This is a genomic window from Mesorhizobium sp. LMG 17147 (assembly GCF_024297145.1).
In the GTDB taxonomy this organism is placed as follows: Bacteria; Pseudomonadota; Alphaproteobacteria; order Rhizobiales; family Rhizobiaceae; genus Mesorhizobium.
Map to the genome: position 1 here is coordinate 699885 of NZ_JANCTC010000001.1, position 18099 is coordinate 717983.

15 protein-coding genes are annotated in these 18099 nt (G+C 63.2%); 8 read left to right on the top strand and 7 right to left on the bottom strand.

Annotation, left to right across the window (positions count from 1 at the left end; translation table 11 throughout):
• The first annotated feature begins 9 nt into the window (after window positions 1–9).
• Complete coding sequence (locus NMG46_RS03400; protein WP_254816297.1) at window positions 10–1023, top strand: type II secretion system F family protein; 1014 nt, start codon at window positions 10–12, stop codon at window positions 1021–1023.
• Window positions 1024–1032: 9 nt separating this feature from the next.
• On the top strand, window positions 1033–2049 hold the full coding sequence (locus tag NMG46_RS03405) for a type II secretion system F family protein (protein ID WP_254816298.1): 1017 nt from the start codon (window positions 1033–1035) through the stop codon (window positions 2047–2049).
• Window positions 2050–2163: 114 nt separating this feature from the next.
• On the opposite strand, the gene NMG46_RS03410 is transcribed toward NMG46_RS03405, so the two are convergent.
• The gene (locus NMG46_RS03410; protein ID WP_254816398.1) at window positions 2164–2985 is read right to left on the bottom strand and encodes a tetratricopeptide repeat protein; all 822 of its coding nucleotides are present in this window, start codon (window positions 2983–2985) and stop codon (window positions 2164–2166) included.
• Between the two features lie 121 nt (window positions 2986–3106).
• Between NMG46_RS03410 and NMG46_RS03415 the strand changes: the two genes are divergently transcribed.
• The 5 genes from NMG46_RS03415 (at window position 3107) to pdeM (ending at window position 9085) form a co-directional block, all read left to right on the top strand.
• A complete protein-coding gene (locus NMG46_RS03415; RefSeq protein ID WP_254816299.1) occupies window positions 3107–4471 on the top strand; it encodes a M17 family metallopeptidase in 1365 nt (454 codons plus the stop codon).
• Between the two features lie 69 nt (window positions 4472–4540).
• On the top strand, window positions 4541–4891 hold the full coding sequence (locus NMG46_RS03420) for a MarR family winged helix-turn-helix transcriptional regulator (protein WP_023676939.1): 351 nt from the start codon (window positions 4541–4543) through the stop codon (window positions 4889–4891).
• Window positions 4892–4921: 30 nt separating this feature from the next.
• The gene (locus NMG46_RS03425; protein WP_254816300.1) at window positions 4922–5782 is read left to right on the top strand and encodes a C40 family peptidase; all 861 of its coding nucleotides are present in this window, start codon (window positions 4922–4924) and stop codon (window positions 5780–5782) included.
• A 67-nt stretch (window positions 5783–5849) separates the two neighbouring features.
• Window positions 5850–8372 carry a ligase-associated DNA damage response DEXH box helicase gene (locus NMG46_RS03430; protein ID WP_254816301.1) on the top strand — a complete coding sequence of 841 codons (2523 nt, stop codon included), beginning with the start codon at window positions 5850–5852 and terminating at the stop codon, window positions 8370–8372.
• Window positions 8369–9085 carry a ligase-associated DNA damage response endonuclease PdeM gene (gene pdeM, locus NMG46_RS03435; protein WP_254816302.1) on the top strand — a complete coding sequence of 239 codons (717 nt, stop codon included), beginning with the start codon at window positions 8369–8371 and terminating at the stop codon, window positions 9083–9085. The genes NMG46_RS03430 and pdeM overlap by 4 nt, the downstream gene beginning before the upstream one ends.
• 2 nt (window positions 9086–9087) lie before the next feature.
• On the opposite strand, the gene NMG46_RS03440 is transcribed toward pdeM, so the two are convergent.
• The 3 genes from NMG46_RS03440 to NMG46_RS03450 are packed head-to-tail and all read right to left on the bottom strand — an operon-like array spanning window position 9088 to window position 13698.
• Entirely contained in the window at window positions 9088–10023 is a 936-nt protein-coding gene (locus NMG46_RS03440) for a DmsC/YnfH family molybdoenzyme membrane anchor subunit (RefSeq protein ID WP_254816303.1), read from the bottom strand.
• A 10-nt stretch (window positions 10024–10033) separates the two neighbouring features.
• A complete protein-coding gene (locus NMG46_RS03445; RefSeq protein ID WP_254816304.1) occupies window positions 10034–10768 on the bottom strand; it encodes a 4Fe-4S dicluster domain-containing protein in 735 nt (244 codons plus the stop codon).
• On the bottom strand, window positions 10765–13698 hold the full coding sequence (locus NMG46_RS03450; protein WP_254816305.1) for a molybdopterin oxidoreductase family protein: 2934 nt from the start codon (window positions 13696–13698) through the stop codon (window positions 10765–10767). The genes NMG46_RS03445 and NMG46_RS03450 overlap by 4 nt, the downstream gene beginning before the upstream one ends.
• A 280-nt stretch (window positions 13699–13978) precedes the next feature.
• On the opposite strand from NMG46_RS03450, the gene NMG46_RS03455 reads away from it, so the two are divergent.
• Window positions 13979–14881, top strand: a complete 903-nt coding sequence (locus tag NMG46_RS03455; protein ID WP_254816306.1) for a LysR family transcriptional regulator — start codon at window positions 13979–13981, stop codon at window positions 14879–14881.
• 5 nt (window positions 14882–14886) lie between these two features.
• Here NMG46_RS03455 and NMG46_RS03460 read toward each other — a convergent pair whose 3' ends face one another.
• From NMG46_RS03460 to NMG46_RS03470, 3 genes are all read right to left on the bottom strand, one after another.
• Entirely contained in the window at window positions 14887–16143 is a 1257-nt protein-coding gene (locus NMG46_RS03460; RefSeq protein ID WP_254816307.1) for an Hsp70 family protein, read from the bottom strand.
• Window positions 16144–16251: 108 nt separating this feature from the next.
• Entirely contained in the window at window positions 16252–17043 is a 792-nt protein-coding gene (locus NMG46_RS03465) for a TIGR02186 family protein (protein ID WP_254816308.1), read from the bottom strand.
• Window positions 17043–17966: a sulfite exporter TauE/SafE family protein gene (locus tag NMG46_RS03470; protein ID WP_254816309.1), complete on the bottom strand. Its 924-nt coding sequence runs from the start codon at window positions 17964–17966 to the stop codon at window positions 17043–17045. The genes NMG46_RS03465 and NMG46_RS03470 overlap by 1 nt, the downstream gene beginning before the upstream one ends.
• Between the last annotated feature and the right edge of the window lie 133 nt (window positions 17967–18099).

The following is an 18099-nucleotide window of genomic DNA, read 5'->3' on the forward strand; positions in this document are numbered from 1 at the left end:
CCAGGATCGATGTTCGGAATTGACGGCACCGTATTGGCATTCGTCGTGCTCGCCGGCTTCAGCGCCGGCGCTGTGGCCTATGCTTTCCTGTTCAACCGGATCAGCACCGAGAAGCAGGTCGGTAAGCGGCTTGAATCGATCAAGACCGCCGAGACGGATCGTTCCGTCGTCAAGGCTTCGCGCGATCGCGTCGCGGAAGCGGCCAAGCGTCGCAAGTCCGTCCAGGATTCGCTGAAGGATCTCGATCAAAAGCAAAAGTCCAATCAGAGCCTGGTCAAAAAACCACCGCTGAAGATCCAAATCCGTCAGGCCGGCATGAAGATCTCGCTCGAGCGCTTTTATGTCTACTCGGCGGTCTGCGGCGTCGTCTTGACGGCTCTTATATATTTCATCGGCGCACCGCTGCTGGTCTTGCCGGCTGCGCTGCTGGTCGGCGTCTTGGGTCTGCCACGCTGGTTCGTCTCGTTTCGCCGCGGGCGCCGCGTCAAGGCGTTCCTCAACGAATTTCCGAACGCGCTCGATATCATTGTGCGTGCGGTAAAATCCGGCCTGCCGCTGAACGATGCCGTGCGCCTGATCGCCAACGAATCCCCCGAGCCGGTCAAGACCGAGTTCCGCCGCATCGTCGATTCGCAGCAAATGGGTTTGTCGATCCCCGACGCGGCCATGCGCATGCCAGAAACGATGCCGTGCACCGAGGCGAGCTTCTTCGGCATCGTCATCCAGATCCAGTCTCAGGCCGGCGGCAATCTTTCGGAAGCGCTGGGCAATCTTTCGCGCGTGCTTCGCGATCGCAAGAAAATGAAAGCCAAGGTCCAGGCGTTGTCCATGGAAGCCAAGGCATCCGCCGTGATCATCGGCGCGTTGCCTTTCGTCGTCGCCTGTCTCGTCTATTTGACGAGCCCGAACTACATCATGCCCCTATTCACCACCAGCACCGGCAATCTGATCCTCGGTTGTTCCGGCGTGTGGATGTCGATAGGCGTCCTGGTAATGCGCAAGATGATGAATTTCGAAGTCTAGGACTCGCGTATGACCGATCACGTCGTCAGAACTCTCACCGATCCGTCCCTGCTGATCGCACTGCTGGTCGGAATAGCGGTGTTTGCGACCGTCTTCACGCTGCTGCCCGCCTTTGGCGGGAACCAGCTCAAGGCGCGCATGAAATCCGTGGCGCTGGAGCGCGATGAGCTGCGCGCCAAGCAGCGGGCGCGGCTGGCAATCGAAGCCGACCGCCGCCGCAAGGGCCTGCGCGAAGAACAGTCGGTCGGCATGCGCAATATTGTCGATCGCCTGGATCTCAGGCGTGCGCTGGCGGATGAAGGTACCTTGCAGAAATTGAAAGTGGCGGGTTTTCGCGGGCAAAATCCGCTGACGCGCTTCCTTTTCTTCCGTCTCGTCCTGCCCTTCATCGGCTTTGCATTGGCGGCGATGTATCTGTTCGTGCTCGGCGGATTGCCCGAGCAGCCGTTTTTCGTGAAGCTGTTCGTGTGCATCGTGGTTGCCTATGCGGGGTTCTACGCGCCGGTGCTCTACGTCAACAACCGCGCTACCAAGCGCAAGCAGTCGATTCAGATGGCGTGGCCGGACGCGCTCGACCTGATGCTGATATGCGTCGAGTCCGGCATGTCGGTGGAAGCGGCGCTTCGCAAGGTCGCCGATGAGATCGGCGCGCAATCGGTGGCATTGGCGGAAGAATTCATCCTGACCAACGCCGAGCTTTCCTATCTGCAGGAGCGCAAGCAGGCCTACGAGAACCTTGCAAGCCGAACTGGGCTGGAATCCGTCAGGTCGGTGTCCCAGGCGCTGGTTCAGGCCGAGCGCTACGGCACGCCCGTGGCGCATGCATTGCGGGTGCTTGCCAGTGAGAGCCGCGACATGCGCATGAATGCCGCTGAGAAGAAGGCGGCCGCGCTGCCGCCGAAGCTCACCGTGCCGATGATCCTGTTCTTCCTGCCGGTACTGTTCGCCATCATTCTGGGTCCCGCCGGCATCCAGGTGAGCCAGCGCGGCATTTTCGGCGACCAGCCGAAATCCAGCAGCGAGTAGCACCAGCGGCGTTGCCAGAAACGCTGATACGATTCAGCCACGCCGCCGGTGCAGCGCGGCTCTTTGCGTTAGACATGTTGCGGAATTCGCGCGCCGGTTCGGCGCCCGAGCCGGTCAGTTGGTGGCGGGCTTTGCCTTGTCCTGGTCCTTGAGCTGGCTCCAGGCATTCTGCTGCGCCAGCATCTGGCGAAGGTAAGCGACGTTAGCCTGCGCCTGATCCGGCGACAGCTCTTGCGAGGCGATCTTCTCGGCCTCGTCGAAACGGCCTTGCAGACCGACGACCAGCGCGAGGTTCTGGCGAACGCGGCTATCTGCATTCGGCTGCTGGGCGGCCGAGCGCATATAGGTTTCGGCCGTGCGCAAATCGCCTTCCAGCACGTACGACATGCCGAGATTGGAAAGGATCGACGGTTCGTTCGGCCTGAGGTCAAGCGCCTTGCGATAGCCTTGGCGCGCCTCATCCTTCTGGCCCAGCTGGTCGAGAATAGCAGCTTCCGCCGACACCAGTTTCCAATCAGGATATTCAGGGGTCTGCGCGCGGCGCACGGCATCGAGAGCCGGTTCGAACTGTCCGTTGGCGGCAAGTGCCTTGCCATAGGCGGCGAGCACGTCGCGGTCCTTCGGCAAGGCGATCGCCAGCTTGCGCATCACCGCAAGCGATTGGTCTGCGTCGCCGTCCATCTGCAGCGCCGCGGCATAATTTGTCGCGATGCGCTTGTCGCTGGGGTTTTTCGCATAGGACTGGCCGAGCGCCATCGTAGCGTTGTGCAGTTCGCCCGCCGACATTGTTTCCAGCGGCCTGCCGCTTGGACGAGAAATCGAACCAGTCGTCAATTTGCTGGTTCCGCAGCCAGCGACGCCTGCGGCAAGCGCCATCATCAACGCCGTGCTGATCAGCCTGTTTGCGCTGGCGTTCATCCTGCGGTTGGTCAGCATCGGCACCAAGGCTCCGTTCATCGCGTGACCATTTGCGTGGTCATCTTCCCTCCCGCAGAAATATTCTGTTAACCCTAACGGAGAGTTAAGAAACGCCGACTCGGAAGCCGGAGACCAGCGAATGCCTGTCGAACTCGTCGAGAAAGAATTGAGCAATGCGCTGCCGGTCCATCTGGTGGCGAAGGATGCTCTGGCGGCAGCGGGCCTTGCGCCATCCTCGGTCGCCTGGGCCAAGGCCAACAGCTTCTCCGGCGAAGCTGGCAGGACGCTGATCGTGCCTGGCGACAACGGCGCGATTGCCGGAGCCCTGTTCGGCACCGGTGATGACGAGGGCGCACTGGCCATCGGCGCACTGGCGAGAGCCTTACCCGCAGGCGACTGGCATTTTGCGTCGGCACCCGCCAAGCCGGAGCTTACGGCACTCGCCGTGGCGCTCGGCGGCTATGTCTTCACCCGCTACGGCAAGAAGCCAGGCAAGAGCCTTCGCCTCGCGCTGCCGGCAGGCACAGACGCTGCCCGCATCCGCCGCATCGCCAATGGCGTTTTCCTGGCGCGCGATCTGGTCAACACGCCGACCAGCGATATGGGCCCCGGCCAGCTGGAAAAAGCCGCCCGGACCTTGGCCGCGACGCACAAGGCCGAAATATCGGTGACCAAAGGCGACGATCTTCTTACCGCCAACTTTCCGATGATCCACGCCGTCGGTCGGGCATCTGCCGACGCGCCGCGCCTGATCGACATGATTTGGGGGCCGAACAATGCCCCCAGGATAACGCTGGTCGGCAAGGGCGTCTGCTTTGATACAGGCGGTCTCGACATCAAGCCGTCCTCGGGCATGCTTTTGATGAAGAAGGACATGGGCGGCGCTGCCAACGTGCTGGGCCTCGCTTCCATGATTATGGCCACCGGGCTGAAGGTCCGGCTACGCGTGCTCATCCCGGCTGTCGAGAATTCGATAGCCGGCAACGCCTTCCGGCCAGGCGACGTGCTGGTGAGCCGCAAGGGCATCACCGTCGAGATCGGCAACACCGACGCCGAAGGACGGCTGGTACTCGCCGATGCCTTGGCCTTGGCCGATGACGAAGAGCCGCAGATGCTGGTCGATATGGCGACGCTGACAGGCGCTGCCCGTGTTGCGCTCGGTCCCGACCTGCCGCCGTTCTACACCGGTGACGAGGCGCTTGCATCCGAGCTGGCGGACGCCTCCGTTGCGGTCGAGGATCCGCTATGGCGCATGCCGTTGTGGAAGCCCTATGACGCCAAGCTGGCGTCGAAGGTGGCCGACATCAACAACGTCACGTCAGACGGTTTCGCCGGCTCGATCACCGCGGCGCTTTTCCTGAAGCGTTTCGTGGAAAAGACCGCCGGCTGGGCGCATGTCGACATCTTCGCCTGGAACCCGTCCGACCGCCCGCACGGTCTTGCCGGTGGCGAAGCGCAAGGCATCCGGGCGCTGGAGCAGGTCATTTCGAACCGCTACGGTTGATTCTCGGGCATAGCCGACGAAGGTATTGACTGAAACGGAACCGAAACAATTTTCAGTCATGCTGGACGGATGTCGATTATCATGCGTCCAAGCCAGGCCTTGCGACTATGGCAACAGGTGGTGTTATCCGAGGTGCGTGACGACGCGCCCGATCTCACCATGCGCCAGACGGCGATCCTGTTCACCATCTATCTCGATCCGCCGCCACACACGGTGCGGGGGTTAGCCGCCCGCCTCAACGTCACCAAGCCGGTGATCACCCGTGCGCTCGATACGATGGGGGCGCTGAAACTAGTGTCGCGCCACCGCGACGAGCTCGACAAGCGCAACGTGCTGGTCAGGCGCACAGTAGAAGGCGCGCTCTTTGTCGAGCGCTTTGGCGATGTTATCATTGCCAGAGCCCAAGAGTTGCCCATTTGAACGAGTTGCCCATTTGAACGAGTTGCCGATTTGACCGCCAGGGATGCCCGCCTCCATGCCTTCCGCTCCGATCTCGCCGACGCCAGGCTGAAAGGCGAGGTTTCCGCCGACCGTTTCGTCGCCGGCCGGCCGGCTCGCATATCAGCCTCCGTCGCTGACATCCGCAGGGCGCCGCGGCCGGACGCCGGCGTCGATACCCAGCTTCTGTTCGGCGAAGACGTCCTCGTCTTCGAGGACGTTGGGGGCTGGGCCTGGATACAGGCCGAGCGCGACGGCTACGTCGGCTATGTCGCCGACACTGTGCTGGGCGGTCGGGATCATGCGGCCACGCATGTTGTCTCGGTGCCGCGCACTTTCCTGTATCCGGGACCGGATTTGCGGTTCCCGGTGAGCGGGGAGCTCTCGATGGGGTCATCGGTGGCGGTGACGGGCTCAGCGGAAACGCGCGGCACGCATTATGCTCTGCTGCCGTCCGGCCAGGCGGTCATCTCGGGTCATCTCAGGCCTGTCGCCGAGTTTGCCCCCGACTACGTCGCGGTCGCCGAGTCGTTTCTCGGCACGCCCTACCTGTGGGGTGGCGTCTCCGGATTCGGCATCGATTGTTCCGGTCTCGTGCAACTTGCAATGCACATGGCTGGCAGGCAAGTGCTGCGCGACACCGACATGCAGGCGGCGACCGTCGGTGAACCGCTCGATCCCGGGCCGGATTTTGCCGGGTTGCGGCGCGGCGACCTGGTCTTCTGGAAAGGCCACGTCGCGATCATGACGGATCCGGAGACCATGATCCACGCCAACGGCCACACCATGCTGGTGTCGCGCGAAGGACTGAGGGAGGCGGTCGCCCGTATCGGTTATCTCTATGGCGGCCCGACCGGGTTTCGCCGGCCCTAACTCGAATCGATCACCTTTTGTTCGGATTCTGCTTGGCGATTGCGCGTCGCCGCGCTACCTCTGGCACGTGACAGAGCAGCCGCGCCTTGCCCAACAGAATGCCGCCGTCGTCCTGCCCGAGCCATTCGTCAAATGGTTTGCGGAAAAGGGCTGGTCGCCGCGCGCCCACCAGATCGATTTGCTGGCCAAAGCCCAGGACGGGCAGTCGGTATTGCTGATCGCCCCGACCGGCGCCGGCAAGACGCTGGCCGGGTTCTTGCCATCGCTGACCGAACTGGCCGGCCGACCGAGGAGAAGGCCGGGGCAGGCGCATCGAGGCATCCATACACTCTACATCTCGCCGCTGAAGGCGCTGGCCGTCGACATCGAGCGCAATCTCGGCAAACCCGTCGCAGAAATCGGGCTGCCGGTCACCGTCGAGACGCGCACCGGTGACACGCCCGCACACAAGCGCCAGCGGCAGAAGCTGGCGCCGCCCGACATTCTCCTGACCACGCCCGAGCAACTGGCGCTGCTGATTGCCGCGCCCGATGCCAGGCGCTTCTTCGAAGACCTGCGCTATGTCGTGCTCGACGAATTGCATTCGCTGGTGACCTCGAAGCGCGGGCATCTCCTGTCGCTCGGGCTGGCCCGGCTGCGCTCGTTTGTGCCCGCCCTGCAGACGATAGGCCTGTCGGCGACGGTCGCCGAGCCCGACGAATTGCGGCGGTGGCTGGTCAGCCAGAATCCACCAGGGCCGATGGCCGAACTGATCGTCGTCACCGGCGGGGCCAAGCCAGACATCTCCATTCTCGATTCGGAGGAGCGCGTGCCGTGGGCGGGACATTCGGCCCGTTATGCAACGCCGGAGATCTACAACGAGATCAAGCGCCACAAGACAACCCTGCTGTTCGTCAACACACGCAGCCAGGCGGAGCTGCTGTTCCAGGAGTTGTGGCGGGTCAACGAGGACACATTGCCGATCGCGCTGCATCACGGTTCGCTCGATGTCGCCCAGCGCCGGCGCGTCGAAAAGGCGATGGGCGAGAATGCCTTGCGTGCGATCGTCGCCACCTCGACGCTCGACCTCGGCATCGACTGGGGCGATGTCGACCTGGTCGTCCATGTCGGCGCGCCGAAAGGTGCCAGCCGGCTGGCGCAGCGCATCGGCCGCGCCAACCACCGTATGGACGAGCCGTCCAAGGCGATCCTGATTCCGGCCAACCGCTTCGAGGTGCTGGAATGCAGGGCGGCGCTCGATGCCAATTATCTCGGTGCCCAGGATACGCCGCCGCTGGTCAATGGCGGGCTCGACGTGCTGGCGCAGCATGTGCTGGGCTGTGCCTGCGGTGCGCCGTTCCATGCCGATGCGCTGTTTGAGGAAGTGCGAACGGCAGCACCCTACGCCGATCTCGATCGGCCGACATTCGATCGCGTCATCGATTTCGTCGCCACTGGCGGCTATGCGCTGAAGAACTACGAGCGCTATGCCCGCATCCGGTTGAACAAGGACGGACTGTGGCGGGTCTCAAATCCTCGCGTCGCCCAGCAATACCGGCTTAACGTCGGCACCATCATCGAAGTGCCGGCGCTCAACGTCCGCTACGTCCAGCCCGGCAGCAGAGGCGCGGCTTCGCGTGGCGGCCGGGTTCTGGGCAAGATCGAGGAGGCGTTCCTCGAAACGTTGACGCATGGCGACACCTTCATGTTCGCCGGCAAGGTGCTGCGCTTCGAAGGTATCCGCGAGAATGAGTGCTTTGTCTCGAATGCACCCGGCAGCGACGCCAAGGTCCCGTATTACGGTGGTGGCAAATTCCCGCTTTCGACGTACCTGGCCGAACAGGTTCGCGCCATGCTGGACGATCCGCAGCGCTGGAAGAAGCTGCCGGAGCAGGTCGCCGACTGGCTACGTTTCCAGGCCGACAAGTCGGTGCTGCCGAAACGCGACGATCTGCTGATCGAGACTTTTCCGCGCGGCAACCGCTACTATCTGGTGGCCTATCCGTTCGAGGGCAGGCTGGCGCACCAGACGCTCGGCATGCTGCTCACCCGCCGCCTCGACAGGGCGGGAGCCAAGCCGCTCGGCTTCGTCGCCACCGACTATGCGCTTGCCATATGGTCGCTTGCCGATATGGGCCGGATGTTCAGGGCGAAGAAACCGTCGCTGGCAGCGCTCTTCGACGAGGACATGCTGGGCGACGACCTCGAAGCCTGGCTCGCCGGCAGTTGGTTGTTGAAGCGCACCTTTCGCAATTGCGCGCTGATCTCGGGATTGATCGAGAAACGCCACCCGGGCCAGGAGAAGAGCGGCCGCCAGGTGACCGTGTCGACGGATCTCATCTACGACGTGCTGCGCAGCCATGAGCCTGACCATATCCTGCTGCAGGCGACGCGTGCCGACGCCGCGACCGGTCTGCTGGATGTCAGCAGACTTGCCGAGATGCTCTCGCGCGTCCAGGGTCGAATCATGCATAAGAACCTCGAGCAGATATCGCCGCTCGCCGTGCCGATCATGCTCGAGATCGGCAAAATGCCGGTGCACGGCGAGGCCGATGACACGCTGCTGATGGATGCAGCCACGCTGGTCGAGGAGGCCATGGGGACGAAATGACTGTCGCGCTGGCCATGGCTGCACCTGTGGCGGAGGTGGGCTCTGTCGATGTCGCCGGCGAACGCGCGGTCTGCGACCGCCGCGGCGTGCTCTACTTTCCCGAATTTCGGCTTCTGGCCGTGTCCGATCTGCATCTGGAAAAAGGCTCCTCGCTGGCCAGGCGCGGCACGCTGGTTCCTCCTTACGACACCGGAGCCACGTTACTCCGCTTGCAAACGGTAATCGCCGACTACCAGCCTTCGATCGTCATCAGCCTGGGGGACAGTTTTCACGATGGCGGCGGCGCTGCGCGCATGCACGCAAGCTTTCGCGAAAGGCTGGAAGGCCTGATGGTAGGGCGCGACTGGTTCTGGGTCACCGGCAATCATGATCCTGAAGCACCGGCCGACCTGCCCGGCGAGACCGTGCGCGAATTGGCCATCGGCTCTCTGCTTTTCCGGCACGAGCCTTCGGCGGTAAGGGTGGAGGGCGAGATATCAGGCCATTTGCATCCTTGCGCCCGCATCGTGCAGCAAGGCCGCTCGGTGCGGCGGCGCTGCTTTGCCGGCGATGGCGGCCGCATGATCATGCCGGCCTTCGGCGCCTATACCGGCTCGCTCAATCTGCTTGATCGCGCCTATGCCGGGCTGTTCCGCCGCGAAACGCTGATGGCCTACATGCTTGGCACCGAACGCATCTTCGCGATTTCCCACGCGATGCTCAGGCCGGGCTGAACCTACCTGCCGTAGTACAAAGTGACGGTGTGCTTGGCCTCGGCGAAGAACAGCCAGCGCTCGACCAGCATGCCGGCGAGTTGGGCGATCGCGGCGAGCATCGACGAAACCGCCGCATAGGGCCACGGCAGGGCGAATGCCGCCACCAACAGCAACGCAGGCAAAGCAAAGGCCAGCACCTGCGTGATCTGGCGTAGCCGCACGCTGTGCTTGCGCGCGATGCGGAAGCCCATCTCCTTGAGCAAGTAGTTTTCCTCGGTATGCGGCCATTCCATCGACCGCACCGTGCCGCCGGCCAGACCCGTCGCCGTGTTGGCTGTGGTCGGGATTTCCAGCCGGTCGTTGTACCGCCAGGTCGCCAGCTTCCAGCCCCAGCCGAGCACGGTCAGCAATAGGGCAGCCGCGAGAAGCGTATTCGAGCCGACGGCAAAACCCTGCAGCAGCGCATTGAGCAGCACGCAGCCGGTCATTGCCGAAAAGATCAGATAGCCGGGCAGGGTGAAGCGGCTGTGCCATTGGGCGATAGGCTTCAACGATGCGTAGATCATGCCGGTGGTGCAGACGGTTGCGACCGCGCCGATGGCAGCGAGCAGCCCGGCGACAGCCACCCAGCCGCTCGTACGGCCGAGGACCACCCAGCCAATACCGAACAGTCCCGCCGGGATGAAGGTCGCAACCGACGCAACGCCTTCGCGTGACAGCCAGGAGCTTCGCCATTGCGAGAAGGAACGCCAGGCGCGTTCGGGCCGGCCGAGATGGCCGGCCGACGACAGCAGGCCTGCCGAGATCAGGCCAAGCGCCAGCCCCATGCCGGTGAGGCCAAGCCAGAAATCGGGCGGGATAAAGCCCTGTCCGGCGAGCACGCCAAGTAGTGAGAGCAGGCCGTAACCGGCGCCCGTGGCGGTGGTGAAAAAGACGACGGAAAATGCTGGATGCATGAGACGCGGGTTAGTTCGAAAGCATGCGGTCGACCCAGCCGAGGAAGCCGCCTTCGGCCCGCACCGCTTCAAGCGCCGGCGCCGGCACCGATGCGGCGCGGGTGGTGTGGGCACGTGGCGGCAGATATTTGTTGGTCGGCTTATAGCCCATTTCCGGCATCAGATCGACACCGCCGCGCTCGGCCACCAGTTGCGAGATAGCCGATGCCGGATCGCCCAGATCGCCGAAATGCCGCGCGCTGGTCGGGCAAGCAGCGACGCAGGCCGGAACGCGATCTTCTTCCGCCAGATTGTCGTTGTAGATACGGTCGACGCACAGCGTGCATTTCTTCATTACGCCGACATCGGTGTCGAACTCGCGCGCGCCATAGGGGCAGGCCCAACTGCACAATTTGCAGCCGATGCACTTGTCCTCGTCGACCAGCACAATGCCGTCCGAGGCCCGTTTGTAGGAGGCGCCGGTCGGGCATACGGTGACACAGGCCGGTGTCTCGCAATGCAGACAGGAGCGCGGGAAATTGACCGTGCGCCCACCCATCTCAGTCATGTGCTCATAGCTGTGCACGCGGTTGAACCAGACCCCGTCGGCGTCGCCGCCATAAGGATCGATGTCGGTCAGCGGCGCCATGTGGCCGCCGGTGTTCCATTCCTTGCAGGCGGTGACGCAGGCCTGACAGCCGACACAGGTGTCGAGATCGATGACCAGGCCGAGCTTCTTGTCGGTTTGGGCGGGAAGGCAGGTCATGGTCTGGCAGCTTCTCTTTCCCGGCGGAACTCTGCGCCGAAAGTGAGCTTGTCGGGCGAGGGTTCGAAATGCGGTGGCTGCCGGAACCGCTCGAACTGCGGCTCGGTGAAGCCGGCTTCCTCGGCCGCGCATTTGACGATGCGCACGCGCAGGTCGAACCACGCCGCCTGGCCGGTCACCGGATCGGAATTCGAATAGCGTTTGCCGCTGGCATCGGCGGAGGTCTGGTCGCCGATGATGTGGTTGAGCAGGAAGCCGCGACTGGATTCGGCCGCGTCATCCTTGAGCCCCCAGCTGCCGCGACGCTTGCCGATCGCATTCCACGTCCACACCGTATCGGCGTTGACGCCGTCGACCAGCTTGATCTGTCCTTTGACCTTGCCGTTGATGCTCTCGATCCACACCCAGTCGTTATCGACAAGCCCGAGGCTGGCGGCGGTCCGGTGATGCACGAACAGCCGGTTCTGGCTGGTGATCTGCCTTAGCCAGGCATTCTGCGAGCCCCAGGAATGATACATGTGCATTGGCCGCTGCGTCAGCGCGTGCAGCGGATAGGCTTGGCTGTCAACCGCAGTCTCTTCGAAGGGCGCATACCAGAACGGCAGCGGATCCATATAGGTCTCGATGCGGCTACGCTCGGCTTCCGGCGGCAGCACCCGGCCATGGCCGCGTGCCGCCAGGCGGAAGCGCTGCATCGGCTCGGAATAGAGTTGGAACACGATCGGCTCGGCTTTCGGGATGAAGCCCATGCTCTCGGCGAAGTCGAGATAGGAGCGGTTTGCCATCTTGTAGTAGCGCTGATCGGCGGCGAAATCCTGGTGCCAGAAGCCGCCATTGTCGATGTAGCGCTGCAACTGGTCGGGATTGACGTCGCCCTTGCCGACCAGGGTCCCGTCCTTGCCGCGCCAGCCGGCGAGTGGACCGACACCTGGCGTACGCTCGTGATTGACGATGTAGTCGGCATAGTCGCGGTATTTGGCGGAGCCGTCGTCATCGACGAAACCGGGCAGACCGAGCCGCGCGCCGAGTTCGATCAGCACCGTCTGGAACGGCCTGACGTCGCGGTCCGGCTCGACAACGGGATGGCGGATGGCGTCGCCCGGACCGTCGGCGTGGCTGATCGGCCGGTCGAGCAGACTGATACAGTCATGACGCTCGAGATAGGTCGTGTCCGGCAGCACCAGATCGGCAAAGGGCACGGTCTCGGAATAATAAGCGTCGGAATAGATGATGAACGGGATCTTGTACTCGCCCTCCGCATCGATATCGGTCAGCATCGCCATCGTCTCGACCGTATTCATCGACGAGTTCCAGGCCATGTTGGACATGTACATGAACAGAGTGTCGATCTTGTAGGGATCGCCTGCCCAGGCGTTACGGATGACCGTGTGCATGAGCCCATGGGCGGCCAGCGGCGCGTCCCAGGAGTATGCCTTGTCGATACGAACAGGCCTGCTGCCTTCATCGATCTGCAGGTCCTCCGGTCCGCAGACGAAGCCGAGCGGCATGCCTTCGAGCGGTGTCATCGGCTTCACATTCTTGCCGGCGGGCTTTGGACCCGGCGGCGCGGACCGCGGATAAGGCGGTTTGAAGCGGAAGCCGCCCGGCACGTCCACCGTGCCGAGAAGCACCTGAAGCAAATGAATGGCGCGGCAAGTGTGAAACCCGTTCGAATGGGCCGAGATGCCGCGCATCGCATGCATCGACACCGGCCGGCCCTTGATGGTCTCGTGCCGGCGGCCGGCCCAGTCCGTCCAGGCCACCGGCAGTTCGATTTGCCGTTCGAAGGCGACATGAGCGAGTTCTGCAGCAATGCGTCGGATCGTGTCGGCGGAGATGCCGCACCGGTCAGCGACGGCGTCGGGTGAATAGCACTCGTCCAGATAGCGGTCGGCGACGAGTTGAAAGACCGGCACGCAGCGGCGGCCGTCGACGAGAACGCTGCCGGTCAGTGCGGGTTTTGCGTCGGTATCGCCGGCGTCGACAGGCGTCTTCGCCACCCTGTCCCAAGCCAGCGGATTGCCGTCGCCGTCGCGCATGAACAGCCCGTCATCGGCGGCTCCAGGCTCCTGAATGACCAGGATGTGGGCGTTGGTGTAGCGCAAGAGGTAGTCGAGATCGACGCGCCCTGCCTTCAGCAATTCGTGGATGAGGGCGAACACAAACAGGCCGTCGGTGCCGGGCCGGATGCCGATCCAGTCGTCGGCAATCGCGTTGTAGCCGGTGCGGCAGGGATTGATTGAAACCACCTTGGCGCCGCGCGCCTTGAGTTTGCCGAGGCCGATCTTGATCGGATTGGAATCATGGTCTTCGGCAACCCCGAACAGCATGAAATACTTGGTGTTGTCCCAGTCGGGCTCGCCGAATTCCCAGAACGAGCCGCCAATCGTGTAGAGGCCGCCGGCTGCCATGTTCACCGAGCAGAAACCGCCATGGGCTGCGAAGTTCGGCGTGCCGAACTGGCTCGCCCACCAACCGGTCAGCGATTGCGACTGGTCCCGGCCGGTGAAGAAGGCGAGTTTCTTCGGATCGGTCTGGCGGATGTTCGAAAGCCGTTCTGTCGCGAGCGACAAAGCTTCCTCCCACTCGATCTCGCGGAACTCGCCCGAGCCGCGCAGTCCGGTGCGCAGCAATGGTTTCGTCAGCCGGGCCGGGCTGTAATGCTGCATGATGCCGGCGCTGCCTTTGCCGCACAGCACGCCGCGATTGACCGGATGATCCTTGTTGCCGTTGATGTAGCGGACCTTGCCATCTTTGATATGGACGTCGATGCCGCAGCGGCAGGCGCACATATAGCAGGTGGTCTTGGCGATGCTGTCGGAGACATCAGGCGAAGTATCGACGCCGTCGCGTTCAGCGGGCGCTCGCGTATCGGCAAGCGGCCGTTGTGATGGTGCCGAATTAGCTCCGCGCAGCAGGTTGTTGGTCATGATCCGGTGATGCTCTTGCGCCCCGCGAACTTGGCTCTCGTCTTCGGGCCTGGGCCGCGCATGTAATGCTCTTCCGGGCGATAGCGTTCACCCAAGAGCCGCCGCCGCAGGCTGCGGGTCCAGTGCGCAAACACGGATTTTGAACCGCCCCACCAATTCTACCCTCGACTGCTCTGGCGCGACTTTTTTCCAATTTCGAGCCAAAATTTAGAACAAAGCGACCGATCCGTCTAACAACTTGCTCTTGTAATTCCAATCGGATTTGCTTCTTAGTGTCGGAATGACCCTGGACCAGTTGCGGATCTTCGTCGCCGTCGCCGAACGGGCGCACATGACCAAAGCGGCCGAGTTGCTGGGCATCTCACAGTCGGCCGCATCCGCCGCGATCCGCTCGCTCGAACAGCAGCATGGCGTCCAGTTGTTCAACCGCGTCGGCCGCAACATCGAGCTCGCCGAAACCGGACGCCGATTCTTGCCCGAGGCCAAGGCGGTCCTCGACCGGGCTGCGGCCGCCCACAACGTGCTGGAGCATGTCTCGCAAACGATCACCGGCAGTCTCTCGATAGCTGCCAGCCAGACGATCGCCAGCTATTGGCTGCCGCGCCGGCTCGCCTCTTTCCACGAAGCCTATCCTGCCGTCAGGCTGAGCGTGAGCATTGGCAACACCAGGCAGGTCGAGACCGATGTACTTGATGGCGCAGCCGATTTTGGCCTGGTCGAGGGGCGCACCGAATCCGACATTTTGCGGCGTGCCAAGGTCGATATCGATCGCATGATGCTGGTCGTGGCGCGCTCGCACCCTGAGATCGCGGAAGTTTCGCCTGGACATCCCGATCTTGGCGGGCTTCGCTGGATCATTCGCGAAGGCGGTTCGGGCACGCGCGAGGCGCTGGAGGACCTTGCCCGACGCGACGGGATTTCGTTCGCGGACCTGCAGATATTCCTGGTATTGCCGAGCAATGAGGCTATTCGCCAGGCGGTCGAGGCCGGCGCCGGCGCCAGCATCATCTCGGAACTCGTCGTCGCACGCGCGGTCGCCGAAGGTAGCCTACGTTCTGTGCCGGTCGATCTGCCGAAGCGCGAATTTGCCATGATCACGCATCGCGACCGGCAGCCAAGCCTGGCCCAGATGGCGCTCAAGGCGCATCTTGGCGGCAAAGCTGAGATACCCGCGCCGCTTTAAGCCGATCAGCCGAACTTCCGCTGCGCGTCGAGCGCCAGCCCAAGCCCGACCGAGCCGAACACATCGCCTTCGATTACCGACGCCTGCGGCACCAGCGCCAGGATCCGCTGCCTGGCCAGCGGGATCGCGGTCGATCCGCCGGTCAAGAACACCGCGGTGATGTCCGAGGCCTTCACCTGTGCGTCGCGGATGGTCTGCTCGACCGTAGCCGCAACACGCTCAATGTCCCTGGCTATGGTGGCTTCGAGCCCCTTGCGCGTGATTTCTGCCGTGAACTTCACCTCCGGCAGCGCGACCTCGACATCGGCCGACGAACGGTCCGTCAGCTCGATCTTGGCCTTTTCGACCAGCGCCGCCAGCGCGTGGCCGTAACGATGCTCGACAATGTGGATGAAGCGGTCGATCAGGTCTGCGCGCTCCGCCTCATAGCGGATCTGGCGCAGATGCGTCATCGCCCTCGCGGTATAGACCAGATTGATGCGCTGCCACGTCGCCAGGTCGATGAAGTAGCTCGCCGGCAGATTACGTTTGCCATCCTTGGTCGGTGAGAGATAGCCGAGCTGCGGCATCACATGGGCGATGCTCAACAGCCGGTCGAAGTCGGTGCCGCCGATGTGGATGCCGCGGCTGGCCAGGATGTCGTCCTTGCGGTCAAGCGAGCGGGCGCGCTCGGGCGAGACGCGCACGATGGAGAAGTCGGACGTGCCGCCGCCCATGTCGACGATCAGCGCCAGTTCCTCGCGCGTCACCTTTTGTTCGTAGTCGAGTGCCGCGGCAATCGGTTCGAACTGGAAGGCGATGTGCTTGAAGCCGTGGGCACGAGCGGCATTTTCGAGTTCGTGCTCCGCCTTCGCGTCAGCCTGGGCATCGTCGTCGACGAACTGCACGGGCCGTCCCAGCACGACGCTGTCGACCGCGTCATGGGCTTCTTCTTCCAGCTTCTTTTTCAGATGGCCGACGAACAGGCCGACAATCTCCATGAAGCCGATCGAGCGCGCCTTGATGCGTGTCTTTTCGTGGGCGAGCGAGCTGCCGAGCACACTCTTCAACGAGCGCATCAGGCGGCCTTCGATACTGTCCGTATAGTTGGCAAGGGCGCGTCGCCCGAAATAGGTGCGGTTGTCCTCGAAATTGAAAAACACCGCACTGGGCAGCGTGACCTGGCCGTCTTCCAACGCCACCAGCCGCGGCTGCCCGTTCCTGACCACGCTGACAGTGGAATTCGAAGTGCCGAAGTCGATCCCGGCGAATGCTGGTCGCATCGTGCGTTCCTGTATTTCTGATTTGGGGAGCAGCAGCTCGTGTCCGGTCGGGCCGGGGGTCGCGGTCTAACCCATACCCTCGGAAAGGGAAACCACTTTTACGAGAGTTCAGTCTTTCCTGAAGACCAGTCTTCCGAGCCAGCCTGTCAGCATGGCCAGCGATACGGCAAAGACACCGTAGAGGAACGAGTAGTCGTGGGCGACGCGGAAGATCGACTGTTCGAAACCGGACTTGCGGATTTCGAGCTGGGCGGAGCTTTCCTTGATGAACAGGCCGCTCTTGAACAGGAAGGCGCGGGCCTTATGGGTGCCGACCGGAACGTTTGGGGCGAGCCTGACGGTGGCGCGGAACAGGTTCTGCGACAGGAACTGCACACCGCCGACATTCTCGCTGTAGAGGCCGGTCGCCGACTTGCGTTCCCGCAGCGCGGCGGTGAACTCCTCGATTGTCGCCGGGCTGTCGCCGGCGTCGGCCGGCTGCAAATAGAGGTTGGAGGCGCCAAGCGACAGCTGCTTGTAGCTGTTCGGATCGGTGACGTCCTGCAGCGGCCGCGTCGTCGCCACCGAATAGGAGACAGGTACGTTTTTGAAGGTCTCCGACTCCAGATTGACCCAGACGCCGAGCACCCGGTCCTTGCGGCGCACGACGACCGGTCGGGCCGGGCCTTCCAGCACGACGATCACGTCGTAGCGCCCTTGCCGCGCGACAAGCGGATCCGCATTTTCCAGCGAGCCGAAGATGGTCAGGTCGGCGCCGGAAAAGCCGGCGGTAATCGAGACATTGTCGGTCGAAAGGCCGATCTGGATATTTTCGGTCAGAGGCGCCTGCGCCTTCGCCGGTGGCGCAGCCGGCAGCAGCGACAGCAAGGCGGCGGCCGCGAGCGTCCTTAAGCCAGCCATCAGCTCAGGCCCACGCCGGACAGCGAATAGAGATTGGGTGGCGTGACGAAGAGATCGATGGCAAGCCGGATGGCGACCGCCAGCACCAGCAGCGCCAGCAGCGCCCTGAGTTGCTCGCCCCGCAGCCGCTGACCGGCCTTGGCGCCATATTGCGCGCCGGCGACGCCGCCTGCCATCAACAGGAAAGCGAGCATGACGTCGACGGTCTGGTTGGTGGTGGCGTGGACCAGCGTGGTGTAGGCCGAGGTGAAGATGATCTGGAACAGCGAGGTGCCGATGACGACGTTGGTAGGCACTTTCAAAAGGTAGATCAGGGCCGGCACCATGATGAAGCCGCCGCCGACGCCCATGATCGACGACAGGAAGCCAATCGCCGCGCCCAGCCCAAGCACCGGAATGACGCTGACGAAGAGCTTTGAGGCCCTGAACCGCATCTTCAGCGGCAGGCGGTGGATCCAATTGTGCTGGCCGGATTTCTTCAACACCGGTGCGGCGCCGCTGCGAGTGGCGCGCAATGCATTGACACTCTCGACGAGCATCAGTCCGCCGACAGTGCCGAGCAGCACGACGTAGAGCAGCGAGATAAACAGGTCGAGCTGGCCGAGCCGGCGCAGGAGCGCAAAGACATAGATACCACCAGTCGAGCCGACGATGCCACCGCCTAAAAGCACGCCGCCAAGCTTGAAGTCGAGCGTGCCGCGCTTCATGTGCGACAGGGCGCCGGAGAAGGAGGAAGCGATGACCTGGTTGGCGCCGGTGGCGACCGCGATTGCCGGCGGTATGTTGTAGAAGATCAGCAGCGGCGTAATGAGAAAGCCGCCGCCCACGCCGAACATGCCCGACAGGAAACCCACCGCCGCACCCATGGCCAGCAGCACGAAGATGTTGACGGAAATTTCCGCGATCGGGAGATAGATGCCCACCCGTCAGTCTCGATCAGTTTGCCTCCTGGCGAATGCAACCGTTGCGGGCATTTTACGCCAAAAGGCTATTTCGTTCTTGCGCCGGCCGGGCGGTGAAGTCAAACTTCGCCGCGCCGCCGAAACAAAAAAATCA

Coding starts and splice junctions, on each gene's coding strand:
- NMG46_RS03400 (WP_254816297.1), top strand. CDS start 10: ATGTTCGGAATTGACGGCACCGTATTGGCATTCGTCGTGCTCGCCGGC.
- NMG46_RS03405 (WP_254816298.1), top strand. CDS start 1,033: ATGACCGATCACGTCGTCAGAACTCTCACCGATCCGTCCCTGCTGATC.
- NMG46_RS03410 (WP_254816398.1), bottom strand. CDS start 2,985: ATGCTGACCAACCGCAGGATGAACGCCAGCGCAAACAGGCTGATCAGC.
- NMG46_RS03415 (WP_254816299.1), top strand. CDS start 3,107: ATGCCTGTCGAACTCGTCGAGAAAGAATTGAGCAATGCGCTGCCGGTC.
- NMG46_RS03420 (WP_023676939.1), top strand. CDS start 4,541: ATGTCGATTATCATGCGTCCAAGCCAGGCCTTGCGACTATGGCAACAG.
- pdeM (WP_254816302.1), top strand. CDS start 8,369: ATGACTGTCGCGCTGGCCATGGCTGCACCTGTGGCGGAGGTGGGCTCT.
- NMG46_RS03440 (WP_254816303.1), bottom strand. CDS start 10,023: ATGCATCCAGCATTTTCCGTCGTCTTTTTCACCACCGCCACGGGCGCC.
- NMG46_RS03445 (WP_254816304.1), bottom strand. CDS start 10,768: ATGACCTGCCTTCCCGCCCAAACCGACAAGAAGCTCGGCCTGGTCATC.
- NMG46_RS03450 (WP_254816305.1), bottom strand. CDS start 13,698: ATGACCAACAACCTGCTGCGCGGAGCTAATTCGGCACCATCACAACGG.
- NMG46_RS03455 (WP_254816306.1), top strand. CDS start 13,979: ATGACCCTGGACCAGTTGCGGATCTTCGTCGCCGTCGCCGAACGGGCG.
- NMG46_RS03460 (WP_254816307.1), bottom strand. CDS start 16,143: ATGCGACCAGCATTCGCCGGGATCGACTTCGGCACTTCGAATTCCACT.
- NMG46_RS03465 (WP_254816308.1), bottom strand. CDS start 17,043: ATGGCTGGCTTAAGGACGCTCGCGGCCGCCGCCTTGCTGTCGCTGCTG.